Raw genomic sequence first — 14,633 nt, 5'->3', positions numbered from 1 at the left:
AGCGCTAAGATTCAATTATGAAAAAAATAATTGATATATGATAGGGGGTATTTTATGACTGAAACAAATATTACACACGAAGAGTTAGGGCTAACGGATAGAGATGCAATTAAAATGTATGAAACGATGCTAATGGCGCGCCGTATAGACGAGCGTATGTGGCTATTGAATCGTGCAGGCAAAATCCCGTTTGTAATTTCATGTCAAGGCCAGGAGGCGGCTCAGGTAGGTGCTGCATTTGCACTTGACCATACGAAGGATTATATTGCACCGTACTACCGTGATATGGGCGTTGTCCTCCATTTTGGAATGACAGCAAAGGATTTAATGCTATCCGCCTTTGCAAAAGCCGAAGATCCAAATTCAGGCGGTCGTCAAATGCCAGGACACTTCGGACAAAAGAAAAACCGCATACTTACTGGTTCATCACCTGTAACGACACAGTTACCACATGCAGTAGGTGTGGCACTTGCAGGGAAAATGCAGCAAAAAGACTTTATTACTTTCGTGACATTAGGTGAAGGTTCGTCAAACCAAGGGGATTTCCATGAAGGAGCCAACTTTGCAGGCGTTCATAAATTACCGGTCATTATTATGGTTGAAAACAATCAATATGCAATCTCTGTTCCAGTAGAGCGTCAATTGGGCTGTGCACAAGTATCTGACCGCGCAATTGGTTACGGCATGCCTGGGGTAACAGTAGACGGCAAAAATCCTTTGGAAGTGTACAAAGTTATTAAAGAGGCAGCGGATCGTGCACGCAGCGGTGGGGGCCCTTCTTTAATTGAAACGGTTACTTTCCGTTTAACGGCACACTCTTCAGATGATGATGATCGTCAATACCGTACAGCAGAGGATATTGCGGAAGGAAAGGCAAAAGACCCGATTCTTCTTTTTGAAGCATACTTAAAAGACCGTGGAATTGCGGATGATAAGCTATTTGAACAAATTAATGATCGAGTAATGCAAACGGTTAATGAGGCAACAGACTATGCAGAAAATGCAGCATATGCCTCACCGGAACATGCGATGCGTTTCGTGTATGCGGAAGGAGAGGATGCGTAATGCCGGTAATTTCTTATATTGATGCGATTAACTTAGCAATGAAAGAAGAAATGGAACGTGATGAGCGTGTCTTCGTATTAGGAGAAGACGTAGGTTTAAAAGGCGGGGTATTTAAAGCGACAACCGGTTTATATGACCAGTTTGGTGAAGCCCGTGTGCTCGATACACCTTTAGCTGAAAGTGCCATTGCAGGTGTTGCGATAGGAGCGGCGATGTATGGGATGCGCCCGATTGCTGAGATGCAATTTGCAGACTTCATTATGCCAGCAGTGAATCAGATTGTTTCAGAAGCAGCAAAAATTCGCTACCGATCTAACAATGACTGGAGCTGTCCGTTAGTTGTCCGTGCTCCATTTGGCGGTGGGATTCACGGTGCACTATATCATTCACAATCGGTAGAAGCAATGTTTGCCGGGACACCAGGCTTAAAAATCGTTATTCCTTCAACGCCATATGATGCAAAAGGATTATTAAAAGCGGCTATCCGCGATCCGGACCCAGTATTATTTTTTGAACATAAGCGTGCTTACCGACTGATTAAAGGGGAAGTACCTGCAGATGATTACACATTGCCGATTGGCAAAGCGGATGTGAAGCGTGAAGGGGATGATGTAACAGTCATTACGTACGGATTAGCTGTTCATTTTGCCCTACAAGCTGCAGAGCGTTTAGCCAAAGACGGTATTGAAACACATATTCTGGATTTGCGCACAGTGTATCCTCTTGATCAAGAAGCGATTATTGAAGCAGCAAAGAAAACAGGGAAGATCCTGCTTGTAACAGAGGATAATAAAGAAGGCAGCATTATAAGTGAAGTGGCAGCAATTATTGCAGAGCACTGTCTATTTGATTTAGATGCACCGATTAAACGATTGGCAGGACCTGATGTTCCCGCGATGCCATATGCACCAACAATGGAAAAGTTTTTCATGATTAATCCTGACAAAGTGGAAAAAGCCATTCGCGAACTCGCTGAATTTTAGTTTATAGAATAAGGAATATATAGAATTTCGCAATAAGTAAGCCACACTTTGTAAAGGAAAGAGTTGATTGGAATGAATGGGGGGAGTGGTATTTGTCTCCTCCATAAAGATAGGGGGTGCTTCTGCGGTGGTCGCAATAAATTGCCACCATCCTCGGCGCAAAGAAACAGAGACAAACAAGTTTGACTCTGTTTCTTGCCCGCGGAAAGCGTCCGACCCGGAATGGAAATCAACTCTTACATTATGCAGAGGAATCATAAATCATTTTATATGTGGAAATTTGTACTATTTCACCAAAGTATTATTAGTTAAAGGGGGATTGTTAAATGACCATTCAAAATATTGTCATGCCACAACTTGGCGAAAGTGTAACAGAAGGTAAAATCGAACGTTGGCTTGTCCAGGTGGGCGATAAAGTAAATAAATATGACCCGTTGGCAGAAGTGACTACAGATAAAGTAAATGCAGAAATCCCTTCTTCTTTTGCAGGTGTTATTAAGGAACTCATCGCTTCTGAAGGGGAAACTCTACCAGTTGGTGCAGTTGTATGTACGATCGAAATAGAAGGGTCCGAATTGCCAGCTGCACCTGTAGAAAAAAGCTCAAATGTCAGCTCAGCGATTTTAAATGCAGGAGTACAGCGAAAAGAAGAAGAGCCTGTTGCCAAAAAAGAGGAGAAGCCAGCTCGTACAGAACGAAAACCGGGCAGATTTTCACCGGCAGTTTTAGCATTGGCAAACGAGCATGATGTAGACTTGTCCCAAATCGAAGGTACAGGAACGGGCAACCGTATTACGAGAAAAGATGTCGAGGCATACGTGGCAGCTGGAAAGCCTACTAATCAAGCAATCTCAAATGATGAACAGCCGGTAGCATTTGTTGAGCCACAGCATGAAATGACACCACAACCACAGCCATCGTCGCCTGCTCCTGCTGCACCACGTCCAAACGAACAGATAACGGCTGTTGGTGATATAGAAATTCCGGTAACACAAGTACGTAAGGCAATTGCGAAAAACATGCTGCGTAGTACACATGAAATTCCGCATGCATGGATGATGATGGAAGTGGATGTAACCGAGTTGGTTGAATACCGTGACAGCATTAAAGAAGAGTTCAAGAAAAAAGAAGGGTTTAATCTTACTTATTTTGCATTCTTCCTAAAAGCTGTTTCACAGGCATTAAAAGAATATCCAATCATTAACTCTGTCTGGGCTGAAGATAAAATTATTCAAAAGAAAGATATTAATCTATCAATCGCAGTAGCTACAGATGATGCATTGTTTGTACCAGTTATTAAAAATGTCGATGAAAAATCGATCAAAGGAATTGCCAAAGAAATTCATGAATATGCACACCTTGTACGCAATGGGAAGCTAAAACTCGAGCATATGCAAGGTGGTACATTTACCGTCAACAATACAGGTTCATTTGGTTCTGTTCAGTCAATGGGCATTATCAATCATCCGCAAGCAGCTATATTGCAGGTGGAAAGTATTGTTAAGAAGCCTGTAATAGTACAGGGTAATATGATTGCACCGAGGTCCATAGTAAATTTATGTTTATCATTAGATCATCGAATTTTGGATGGTATGATTTGTGGTAAATTCCTATCTCGTGTGAAGGAAATTCTCGAAAACGTAGATAAAAAGAAGATGTCAGTCTACTAAAAGTACCGCGAAAGCCTGTAAAATAAGGCTTTCGCGGTTTTTTTTACTTTATTGTCAGAACATTCTCGTGTAAAATATAGTACAGAAATATAACAAGGGGGGAAGCTACTAAGCGTCCACATGTCAATGAATATGAAAGATATTGAATTTCAGTCTGCTAGCTACGATCAGTGGAAGGAAGAAGCGGTAAAAGCTTTAAAAGGAAAACCGTTCGAATCCCTATTCACAAAAACGATTGAAAACATTACGCTTGAGCCACTATATACACAAGAAACATTATTGGAGAAGCTGGGGGATCAATTAGAAAAGCAAGTATCAACGATTCGCTCGCTAACTGAGTCGGCAAGTTTTACTGTTGCACAGCAAATAAATGGGGAAGATGCTGCAAGCTTTTTTGCAAACATAGAAGAAAGCTTATCACGCGGCAACGAAATGATTACTATCTACGGCCCTGTTACTTTTGACTGGTCAGAAGAGAATTTAAGCAAACTCGCTACTTATTTTTCTGAAAATTCATTTAAAGTTACAGTAAAATCTTCTGAAGATGACGTGTTACGTGTATTTGATTATATAGATAAATCAAAACGTGCAGCTGTTAAAGGATTCATTGTTGCACCGAAAGCGATTGTGCTGACTGACTATCCAAATGTCCGTACCTATGCGGCCAACACAGTTCCGTTCCACAATGATGGAGCAAATGCAGTTCAAGAGCTTGCCATTGCATTAGTACAAGCTGCTGAACTGGCTAAAGATATGGATGATTTCAAAGCATTTGAAAATCAATTTTTCGTGCAATTTGCTGTCGATACGCAATTCTTTGCAGAAGTCGCAAAAATCCGTGCATTTAAAGTGTTATGGAAAGCGTTTACTTCAGCATTTGGTCATAAAGCAAATGCAGTACCGGTAGTAGCTGAAACATCTGTACGCAGCTTCTCAAAGTACGATGTATATGTAAACTTATTACGTGCAGGAAACGAAGCATTCTCAGCTGCAATCGGTGGTGCGGATGTGATTACAGTGCATCCACATGACGCATTAACAGCACTGACTAGCCAATCTGTCCGTATTGCACGCAACGTATCCCTTGTTACAAAAGAAGAGTCTCACGTAACAAACGTAATCGACCCAGCTGGTGGCTCGTACTTTATCGAATCATTGACAGCAGATTATGTAAAAAAAGCATGGACACTGTTTTTAGAAATCGAAAAAGCAGGCGGGTTACAGGCTTACGGCATCGATGCGAAAATCGAAGAAGTTTATAACACAAGAATTGCACAAGTGGAAACACGTAAACATTCTTTAATTGGTACAAATATTTATGCAAATCCGGTTGATGAAATTTCTACAGCTGAAAATGCTCAATTTGCACAGGTGAAACGTATTGCGATTCCATTCGAGCAATTACGTGCCAACTTTGCTCAAGCGGGATTAAAACCGGCAATCTTAGCATTTGGTGAGCTGAAAAACTATAAGCCGCGTGCTGATTTCGTACAAGGCTTCTTTGCAACAGCTGGAATTGTGGCACATCAAACTGCTGGTTTCCAAACAATAGAAGATGCCGCGCATTGGCTAGAAAATGCGGATTACGATTATGTGATTGTCGCAGCTACTGATGATGATACAAAAGCAATCTTACCGACACTACTGCAAAGTAAAAAAGCAAATGTCGTACTGGATGTTGCCGGTAAATTCAAAGATGATGAAGCAGAATGGACTGCTAACGGCTTAAACGGCTTTATTTTTGCAGGTCAAAATATTGTTCAAAAACTAAATGATGTCGTGACGCGTGTGAAGGAGGTACAACAATGAGTAAAGCAAATTTCGAATCCGTTGTAATTGAAAATGTGCTACAGGCGGAGCAACTTACTTCTACAGGCTCATATTTAACAAATGAAGGCATCGAAGTAAATTCGGTATACAATCAAGCGGATAATCAACAAGCCAAACATTTAAACGATGTGGCAGGGATCGCACCAAATACACGTGGACCATACCCTACAATGTATGTAGCTCGTCCATGGACAGTTCGTCAATATGCAGGCTTCTCTACAGCAGAGGAATCAAATGCGTTTTACCGTCGTAACCTTGCGATGGGACAAAAAGGACTTTCGGTAGCATTCGACTTAGCAACACACCGTGGCTATGACTCGGATCATCCTCGAGTAACAGGGGATGTCGGGAAGGCCGGTGTAGCAATCGATTCTGTTGAAGATGCGAAAATTTTATTTGACGGTATTCCGTTGGATCAAATGTCGGTTTCAATGACAATGAATGGTGCGGTACTACCTGTATTGGCATTTTATATCGTTGCTGCAGAAGAGCAAGGCGTTTCTCCCGACAAATTAGCGGGTACGATTCAAAACGACATTTTAAAAGAATATATGGTGCGTAACACGTATATTTACCCACCGGCTATGTCGATGAAAATTATTGCCGATATTTTCGAATATACAGCGAAATATATGCCGAAATTTAACTCGATTTCTATTTCGGGCTACCATATTCAAGAAGCTGGTGCGACGAATGATATCGAGCTTGCGTATACATTGGCAGACGGTTTGGAATATGTACGTACAGGATTAAAAGCAGGTATTGATATCGATGCATTTGCACCACGATTATCATTCTTCTGGGCAATCGGTATGAACTACTACATGGAAATCGCGAAAATGCGTGCAGCACGTCGTATTTGGGCACAAATGATGTCTACGTTTAACCCGAAGAATTCAAAGTCTCTTGCACTACGTACACACTCTCAAACATCAGGCTGGAGTTTAACGGAGCAAGATCCATTTAATAACGTGACACGTACATTGATCGAAGCGAATGCAGCTGCGATGGGGCATACACAATCACTTCATACGAATGCATTGGATGAAGCAATCGCCTTACCGACAGACTTCTCGGCTCGTATTGCACGTAATACACAGCTATTCCTGCAAGAGGAAACTGGTATGACGAAAGTAATCGATCCATGGGGCGGTTCGTATTATGTTGAAAAACTGACAGAAGAACTGACAGAAAAAGCATGGGAATTAATCGAGGAAATTGAAGGACTTGGCGGTATGGCAAAAGCAATCGAAACAGGTCTGCCGAAAATGAAAGTTGAAGAAGCAGCGGCAAAACGCCAGGCGAAAATCGACTCAAAAGCAGAAACAATTGTCGGGGTTAACAAATATCGTCTAGCTGAAGAAGATCCGATCGACATTTTAGATATCGACAATGCAATCGTGCGTGAATCACAAATTGCCCGACTTGAAAAAATGAAGGCAACACGTGATGAAGCGGAAGTGCAAAAACATTTAGCTCGTCTTACAAAAGCAGCTGAAGATGGCTCTGAAAACTTATTGGCTATTGCCGTTGATGCAGCTCGAGCACGTGCTTCATTAGGTGAAATTTCCGATGCGATTGAAGCGGTATCAGGTCGTCATAAAGCGATTATCCGTTCAATTTCAGGGGTATATTCAGCAAACTTCTCGGATGATGAAATGATTAGTGAAGTAAAACAAATGACAGAAGACTTCCTTGAAGCAGAGGGCCGTCGTCCACGTATTTTAGTGGCGAAAATGGGACAAGACGGACATGACCGCGGTGCGAAAGTTGTTGCAACGGGATATGCCGACTTAGGCTTTGACGTAGATATTTCTCCGTTGTTTATGACGCCTGAAGAAACGGCTCAAATGGCAAACGAAAACGATGTTCACTGTGTTGGGGTTTCTTCACTTGCAGCAGGACATAAAACATTAGTGCCTGAATTAATTGCGGAACTGAAAAAACTAGGTCGCGAAGATATTATCGTTATTTGCGGTGGTGTTATTCCTGCTCAAGATTATGACTTCCTATATGAAGCTGGTGCTGTAGCTATTTTCGGACCAGGGACAGTGATTCCAGTTTCGGCAATGCGCATTATTGAAGAAATTTACAAGAAGCTTGGCTATGAGGAAGTGGCGGAATAATGATGCCACATCAAGACAAAAGTGCTTTATTTGTCATGGATGGCGTGAAGGGTGGTCATGATGGTATGAGCTATTCAAACCCGAAGAAATTCAGGAAAAAAAAGCAGGAAGCGCTTGATATTCAACATTTAGCAGGGGAAGTTCGAGCGGGTGACCGTACATCACTTGCTAAAGCTATTACGCTTATTGAAAGCTCGAACAATACCCATAAAGAAGACGCGCAAAAGCTGTTACAAGAGCTTTTGCCACATACAGGCAATGCAATTCGGATAGGCATTACCGGCGTACCTGGCGCGGGGAAAAGTTCTTTTATTGAAGCGTTTGGTACAATGCTTTGCAAAATGGGGAAGCGTGTAGCCGTGCTGGCGATAGATCCTAGCTCGTCACTTTCGGGTGGTAGTATTTTAGGAGATAAAACGCGGATGGAAGAACTAGTGCGCCAGGAAAACGCATTTGTTCGACCATCCCCGAGTGCCGGGACATTAGGCGGTGTCCATAAAAAATCCCGAGAGACAATGCTGCTATGTGAAGCGGCTGGCTATGATGTAATCTTAATCGAGACAGTCGGTGTCGGACAAAGTGAAACATATGTGCGCGGCATGGTTGATTTCTTCCTACTACTCGTATTGACGGGTGCAGGGGATGAACTGCAGGGCATGAAAAAAGGTATTATGGAGCTTGCGGACGGTATTATCGTTCATAAAGCAGATGGTGACAATGTTCGTCCAGCGCGTCGGACAATGCAGGAATACAAGCAAATCCTTCATTTCCTGCAGCCATCAACGCCAGGCTGGTTAAGTACTGCTTTGACGGTTTCATCGATGGAGAAAAAAGGGCTGGACGATGTATGGAACATGTTAACGGAATTTGAGCAGACGGTAAAGGATTCCAACTATTGGAATCTACGTCGCCATGAACAAACACGTGATTGGTTCCATACGATGATTACCGACCATTTAATCGACTCGTTTTATAGAAATACGGATCGGAAAAAGCAAGTACGTTCACTTGAGGAAGAAATTTTGCATGGACGTTTAACCGTTACACAGGGGGTCAATGCATTATTTGGTGAAGAAGACAATAATAAATGAATCAACAGTCTTTGCACATCTTTCGTAACCTTGCTATAGTAAAAAGGAATATTGAAAGGGGCTAAAAAGCTTATGAACATGGATTATGATTTATTTATGCAACAAATTACAACGACTGCACGTGCGGAAATGGAAGCAGCGGGTTATGAACAACTGCGCACTCCGGAAGAAGTAGAAGCAGCGTTTGCTCGTAAAGGGACTACACTTGTAATGGTGAATTCTGTATGTGGCTGTGCAGGCGGTATTGCACGTCCAGCAGCAACACATGCTGTACATTATGATAAACGTCCGGATTATTTAGTAACAGTATTTGCCGGTCAAGATAAAGAAGCTACAGCAGCTGCTCGTTACTATTTCGGTGAAGACCACATTCCATCATCACCATCATTTATCTTATTAAAAGATGGTCAAGTTGTTGGTGAAGTTGGTCGTTTTGAAATCGAAGGTCATGATCCGATGAGTGTTGTAACTAACCTACAAGGACACTTCGAAGAGAACTGCGAAGAAATCTAAGCGATTATTTTAAGTGGACGGGTGTCATAATGTGCACCTGTCACACTTACTATAAAAAGGGGGTACTACCGATATGAAAAAATTTTCAATCGGCTATCGTACACTGAAAACAGCGCTTGGAGCTTCTATCGCGATAGCAATTGCCCAGTATTTTGATTTACAGTTTTTTACGGCGGCCGGGATTTTAACGATTTTATGTATTCAACCAACTAAACGAAAGTCTCTCCATGCAGTTTATACGAGAGTCGTTTCCACATTGGTTGGTATGACTTATGCATTCATATTTTTCGAAATATTCGGTTATTCACCGATAGTTTTGGGGATTGTTTTACTTCTGTTCATACCTACGATCGTATCACTGCGGGTTGTGGAAGGCTTTATATCGAGTTCTGTCATTATGATGCATATTTTTTTAACTGCTGATTTTACAACCGATTTACTTTTAAATGAATTGGGTTTAATGGCAATCGGCTTTGGAGTAGGGGTAGTTATTAATATGTACATGCCTGATATACAGCACGGCCTGTTTTACAATCGTGAAAAGATTGAATCATTATTAAAGAAAATACTGGCAGAAATTGCCGTGTATTTACGAAATGGCGATTCACTATGGGATGGTAGAGAACTGATAGAAGCAGCAAAGGTGATTGATGCGGGGAAATCACTAGCGTTCAAAGATGTAGAAAACCATTTAACACGTAAAGAAAATATATATTATATGTATTTTGATATGCGTGAAAAGCAGCTCGAAATTATTGAACGTGTGTTGCCTAAAATTACAACACTGCCGGTTATGACCGAGCAGGCGCCACTAGTTGCAGCATTTATAGAGGATCTTAGTGAGCATGTTCATTCGGGAAATACCGCAAGTCATTTTTTGGAGAAGTTAGATAAAGTGAAGGAAGAGTTTGCAAAAATGCCGCTGCCTAATGACCATGAGACGTTTATTGCGATGGCATCGTTGTATCAGTTTATTGAGGAAATGGATGCTTATCTTGTTATAAAGCAATCATTTAAAGGATTGAAATAAAAAAAATGGATGTACGAAACATCCATTACATGATTGCTGCTACGCCCATTGCCACAGTTGAAATTAACATAATTACAACCATTGAATAAACGACGATCTTTTGGAATTTTTTGTTGCTCATTGTTTTCGCTCCTTCATAATGAACTAATTTTAGTTTAACAAATCTGAAGGAATTCTCAAGTACTATTGAATTACCTCATAGAAATTTTATTATAAGGGAGTCAAACATCGTGGAAAAAGTCGATCATATTGGTATTGCTGTACGCAATATTGAAGAACGTATTACATATTACACAGAAACGCTAGGTTTAAAGCTTTTAAAAATGGAAGAAGTAGAATCTCAGCAAGTGAAAGTAGCGTTCATTGATGCAGGAAATGTGAAAATTGAGCTTCTCGAACCGATGAGTGAAAAGAGTGCGATTCACGGCTTTTTGGAAAAGCGTGGAGAAGGCATTCACCATGTGGCTTTTGGTGTTACGGGGATCCGCGAGCGCATGGCAGAATTACGTGAAAAAGGTGTAAGACTGCTGTCGGACGAGCCAGGACCAGGTGCTGATGGCGCAGAAGTGGCGTTTTTACATCCTAAAGACTCATTTGGTGTACTTTATGAATTATGTGATAAAAGCGGAAAAGGGGATAAATAACGATGACAATTACGATGGATATGTTTGATAAAATTAATGAGCTATATGACCGCAAAGAAGCAATCCAGCTTGGCGGCGGTGATGCACGTATTGATAAGCAGCATGAAAAAGGTAAAATGACTGCCCGCGAACGTATTGAAATGTTACTGGATGAAGGGTCTTTCGTTGAGATTAACCCTTTCATCACACACCGTACTGTTGATTTTGGTATGGAAAAATTAGAGGGACCTGGTGATGGTGTTGTTACAGGTTTCGGTAAAATTAATGGTCGGAACATTTATTTATTCGCTCAAGATTTTACTGTATTCGGTGGAGCTTTAGGTGAAATGCACGCGAAAAAAATTGCTGCAGTAATGGATTTAGCTGCTAAAAACGGTACACCATTTATCGGCATTAACGATTCAGGCGGTGCACGTATTCAAGAAGGTGTTCTTTCTTTAGATGGATACGGCCATATTTTCTACCGTAACTCGATTTATTCAGGTGTTATTCCGCAAATTTCAGTAATCATGGGACCATGTGCTGGCGGTGCGGTTTATTCACCGGCAATCACGGACTTCATCTTAATGGTTGATAAAACGTCTCAAATGTTTATTACAGGTCCAAAAGTAATTGAAACAGTTACAGGTGAGAAAATTTCTGCTGAAGGTTTAGGTGGATCGAAAGTGCATAATGCAGTTTCAGGTAATGCCCACTTCCGCGCTGAAAATGAAGAAGCAGCAATTGCACAAATTCAGCAATTACTATCTTACTTACCGCAAAACAATAAGGAAAAAGCACCGAAGCAGCCAGCTCCAGAAGGCGATAACTTCCGTTCAGAGCTTGTTGATGTCGTTCCTATCGACCAAACGAAATCTTATGACGTTCGTAAAGTAGTAGAGCAAGTAGTAGATGAAGGTTCATTCATGGAAGTGCAAAAAGAATTTGCGAAAAACATCGTAGTTGGTTTTGCACGTATCGCGGGTGAATCAGTTGGTTTAGTTTGTAACCAGCCGAAGTTTTTAGCTGGTGGACTTGATATCGATTCTTCTGATAAATTAGCTCGTTTCGTACGTACATGTGATGCATTCAATGTTCCTGTTATTACATTCGAAGACGTATCTGGTTTCTTCCCGGGTGTTAAGCAAGAGCACGGCGGAATTATCCGACACGGAGCGAAAATCCTTTATGCATACTCAGAAGCAACTGTACCGAAAATTACGGTTATTTTACGTAAAGCTTACGGCGGCGCATATGTAGCATTAAACTCAAAAGCAATTGGCGCGGATTTAGTATTCGCATGGCCAAACGCTGAAATTGCTGTAATGGGTGCAGCTGGTGCAGCGAACATCATTCACGCAGGTGAAATTGCGAAATCTGCAGATCCAGACGCTACACGTGCAGCGAAAATCGAGGAATATAAAGAAAAGTTCGCAAACCCATATGTTGCGGCATCTCGCGGTATGGTAGACGATGTTATCGATCCTCGTGAAACGCGTATTAAGCTAATCCAAGCATTGGATATGCTTTCAACGAAGCAAGAAGACCGTCCGTACAAAAAACACGGCAACATTCCACTATAATTGTGACTGTATAAAATAGTATGGCACCAGCTCTTTATTTCATAGAGGGCTGGTGTTTTTGTTTAGAGTGGGTGCGAAGACTGAACAAGGATTCCGACCAACAATAAAATAAGCGGAGATTTTCCGGCTATTTTAAAGGTGGCGCTGATTATGGCGTAAATAAGGGGAAGTTTTCCGTTTATTTAGTGAAAAATTCCCTAGATTTATGTTTTTCGGAACAATAAGCGGAATTCTTTCCTCTATTTAGGCAATAAAGTATATAATTTTCCAAATAAGCGGAAATTCTCCGTCTATTTTTCCAAGTGACTCTAGCCACAGTGTCTCTAATTACTATTTTTGAAGAGGGGGGGGTTATTTAATGAGAAAAACAATCATCAGTAAATGGACAAGTGATTGGAATCGATTATATGAGTCAGAAGAGCAGCGGTTAAAGGATATTTTTCAGGAGCAATTAATCCAAATCTATCATATTGGAAGTACGGCTATTCCGACTATTGGCTATGCAAAACCAATTATTGATATTGTGATTGGATTATCAAATATAGAGCTGGCATCACTTTATGATGAAAGAATGCGCAAGCTTGGCTATAAAGTTCGAGGGGAAAACGGCATTAATGGCCGTCGTTATTATACAAAGGGTGACCAAAATCGAAGCCATCATGTGCATATTTATTCTGCTGGTCATGAAAATATTAATAAGCATTTACAATTTAAATATTATTTAATGAATCATCTCGAGCAAGCACGTAAATACGGACAATTGAAAATAGAACTTGCAACTAAATTTCCAAATGATACGTCCAGTTACCAACAAGCTAAAGATAGTTTCATGATTGAGTTAATGGAAAAAGTCATACATTGGCCGATTATCAAAAAGTCGTACGGATACGTAACGAGACTGGTGGATGGGAAGACTCAAATTCTAGTATTTCAGCATCCGGTAAAGGAAGCGGGTATTCAAATTCCTAAAGGAACCGTAAAGCATGGGGAGCTGCCTGTTGATGCAGTGAAGCGTGAAATGGAAGAGGAGACAGGGTTGATTGATTTTACAGACATTCAATATCTCATTGACGACTTCTGGGAAAATGATGATGGCGTGATTCATCACCGATACTTTTATCGGTTGAATATAGATGAAACCCAAGATGAATGGAACTATGAACCAACTGGTGGTGGAGCAGAAGATGGTAAGGTATTCCGTTATTTCTGGGTTACACCGGATGATGGGAAACTGCTCATTCGAGGTCATGCGGATTATTTCCGTTTAATATGATTAAATACATACGATTTGGGGTGATATGTTGAAATTAAAAGAGGTAATAAATTTTTTATTGTATTCGGCGATGATCTGCTTTATCGGCTACTTTTGCCACCTTTTATCAGAACTGTTTATGGGCATGCTTTTATTCATTGCAGCAGATGCACCGCCGGGAGATATATCGAATAGTGGACGTCTGTTTTATATTGCCTTCTATACATTGGGCAGTTTACTTGTGCAATTTGTTTACAGTGTTATTCACTGGACCATTGCATCGTTACTAAAAATACCTTTCCCGAAACGACTAGTTATTTTGTTGAATATAGTTGTCGGTATTTTGATAGCTGGTTCATTAATATTTAATTTTATTATAAATAACGGCAGTTTTTTGTAGTCTAGTCCACAACATTGGGGATATTAACTGGAACCCTTTGTTTTACCGGTTCCTTTTCGTAAGGATGCTCGTGCTCAGCAAATAGAAAAATACCCCCTTGCTCGATTCCGTGACCATAATGAGCGACTTCCTCTTGTGTAAGCTGCAAAATGCGTAAGCTTACCGCATATATATTTTGACCTGTAATCAAGCTGATCATCTGATCGACCCAATTGCCAGCAGCGTGTATGTTAATTTCGGTATACATTTTTAAAGAATGAAGAGGACGGATATCTTTAGCAAATAGATGGATTTCATGCTCAGAAAAGCCGTGTGCACGAATATAATTGAGCTTTGCCATTGCTTCGTCAACTGAATATACTAATCCGATTTCACGTCGATACTCCATCGTTGTCACCTCTTTTTTTTCATTGTAATGGATTTTTAAATGAAGTGGTAGTAATAACAAAACGAAATCATACTATTAA

The 14,633-nt window shown here is 40.9% G+C and carries 14 protein-coding genes; 12 read left to right on the top strand and 2 right to left on the bottom strand.

Annotation, left to right across the window (positions count from 1 at the left end; genetic code table 11):
• The first annotated feature begins 54 nt into the window (after window positions 1-54).
• From H9632_RS10110 to H9632_RS10075, 8 genes are all read left to right on the top strand, one after another.
• On the top strand, window positions 55-1,065 hold the full coding sequence (locus tag H9632_RS10110) for a thiamine pyrophosphate-dependent dehydrogenase E1 component subunit alpha (protein ID WP_191703978.1): 1,011 nt from the start codon (window positions 55-57) through the stop codon (window positions 1,063-1,065).
• The gene (locus H9632_RS10105) at window positions 1,065-2,048 is read left to right on the top strand and encodes an alpha-ketoacid dehydrogenase subunit beta (protein WP_191703977.1); all 984 of its coding nucleotides are present in this window, start codon (window positions 1,065-1,067) and stop codon (window positions 2,046-2,048) included. Before H9632_RS10110 ends, H9632_RS10105 begins: the two co-directional genes overlap by 1 nt.
• 326 nt (window positions 2,049-2,374) lie before the next feature.
• Window positions 2,375-3,718 carry a dihydrolipoamide acetyltransferase family protein gene (locus H9632_RS10100; RefSeq protein WP_191703976.1) on the top strand — a complete coding sequence of 448 codons (1,344 nt, stop codon included), beginning with the start codon at window positions 2,375-2,377 and terminating at the stop codon, window positions 3,716-3,718.
• Between the two features lie 126 nt (window positions 3,719-3,844).
• Window positions 3,845-5,527, top strand: a complete 1,683-nt coding sequence (locus H9632_RS10095) for a methylmalonyl-CoA mutase family protein (protein ID WP_318247694.1) — start codon at window positions 3,845-3,847, stop codon at window positions 5,525-5,527.
• Window positions 5,524-7,674 carry a methylmalonyl-CoA mutase gene (gene scpA, locus H9632_RS10090; RefSeq protein WP_191703974.1) on the top strand — a complete coding sequence of 717 codons (2,151 nt, stop codon included), beginning with the start codon at window positions 5,524-5,526 and terminating at the stop codon, window positions 7,672-7,674. Before H9632_RS10095 ends, scpA begins: the two co-directional genes overlap by 4 nt.
• Complete coding sequence (meaB, locus tag H9632_RS10085; protein ID WP_191703973.1) at window positions 7,674-8,765, top strand: methylmalonyl Co-A mutase-associated GTPase MeaB; 1,092 nt, start codon at window positions 7,674-7,676, stop codon at window positions 8,763-8,765. The genes scpA and meaB overlap by 1 nt, the downstream gene beginning before the upstream one ends.
• A 72-nt stretch (window positions 8,766-8,837) precedes the next feature.
• Window positions 8,838-9,278: a BrxA/BrxB family bacilliredoxin gene (locus H9632_RS10080; RefSeq protein WP_191699952.1), complete on the top strand. Its 441-nt coding sequence runs from the start codon at window positions 8,838-8,840 to the stop codon at window positions 9,276-9,278.
• A gap of 73 nt (window positions 9,279-9,351) precedes the next feature.
• Window positions 9,352-10,308 carry an aromatic acid exporter family protein gene (locus H9632_RS10075; protein WP_191703972.1) on the top strand — a complete coding sequence of 319 codons (957 nt, stop codon included), beginning with the start codon at window positions 9,352-9,354 and terminating at the stop codon, window positions 10,306-10,308.
• Window positions 10,309-10,333: 25 nt separating this feature from the next.
• Here the strand turns inward: H9632_RS10075 and prli42 are convergent, their stop codons facing one another.
• Window positions 10,334-10,429, bottom strand: a complete 96-nt coding sequence (prli42, locus tag H9632_RS10070) for a stressosome-associated protein Prli42 (RefSeq protein ID WP_008404197.1) — start codon at window positions 10,427-10,429, stop codon at window positions 10,334-10,336.
• Window positions 10,430-10,538: 109 nt separating this feature from the next.
• On the opposite strand from prli42, the gene mce reads away from it, so the two are divergent.
• The 4 genes from mce (at window position 10,539) to H9632_RS10045 (ending at window position 14,166) form a co-directional block, all read left to right on the top strand.
• A complete protein-coding gene (mce, locus tag H9632_RS10065; RefSeq protein ID WP_191703971.1) occupies window positions 10,539-10,952 on the top strand; it encodes a methylmalonyl-CoA epimerase in 414 nt (137 codons plus the stop codon).
• 14 nt (window positions 10,953-10,966) lie between these two features.
• Window positions 10,967-12,514, top strand: coding sequence for an acyl-CoA carboxylase subunit beta (locus tag H9632_RS10060; protein WP_191704058.1), 1,548 nt, complete (start codon window positions 10,967-10,969; stop codon window positions 12,512-12,514).
• A gap of 358 nt (window positions 12,515-12,872) precedes the next feature.
• Complete coding sequence (locus H9632_RS18855; RefSeq protein WP_225223778.1) at window positions 12,873-13,787, top strand: GrpB family protein; 915 nt, start codon at window positions 12,873-12,875, stop codon at window positions 13,785-13,787.
• 28 nt (window positions 13,788-13,815) lie between these two features.
• Window positions 13,816-14,166 (top strand): hypothetical protein, encoded by a 351-nt coding sequence (locus H9632_RS10045; RefSeq protein WP_191703970.1) that lies wholly within the window; start codon window positions 13,816-13,818, stop codon window positions 14,164-14,166.
• Between the two features lies 1 nt (window position 14,167).
• Here the strand turns inward: H9632_RS10045 and H9632_RS10040 are convergent, their stop codons facing one another.
• Window positions 14,168-14,554 carry a general stress protein gene (locus H9632_RS10040; protein ID WP_191703969.1) on the bottom strand — a complete coding sequence of 129 codons (387 nt, stop codon included), beginning with the start codon at window positions 14,552-14,554 and terminating at the stop codon, window positions 14,168-14,170.
• Window positions 14,555-14,633: the final 79 nt, after the last annotated feature.

This window comes from Solibacillus merdavium (genome assembly GCF_014836935.1).
GTDB lineage: Bacteria > Bacillota > Bacilli > Bacillales_A > Planococcaceae > Solibacillus > Solibacillus ferritrahens.
Note: the sequence above shows the minus strand (reverse complement) of the source record. Positions and strands in the feature narration are given on the sequence as shown.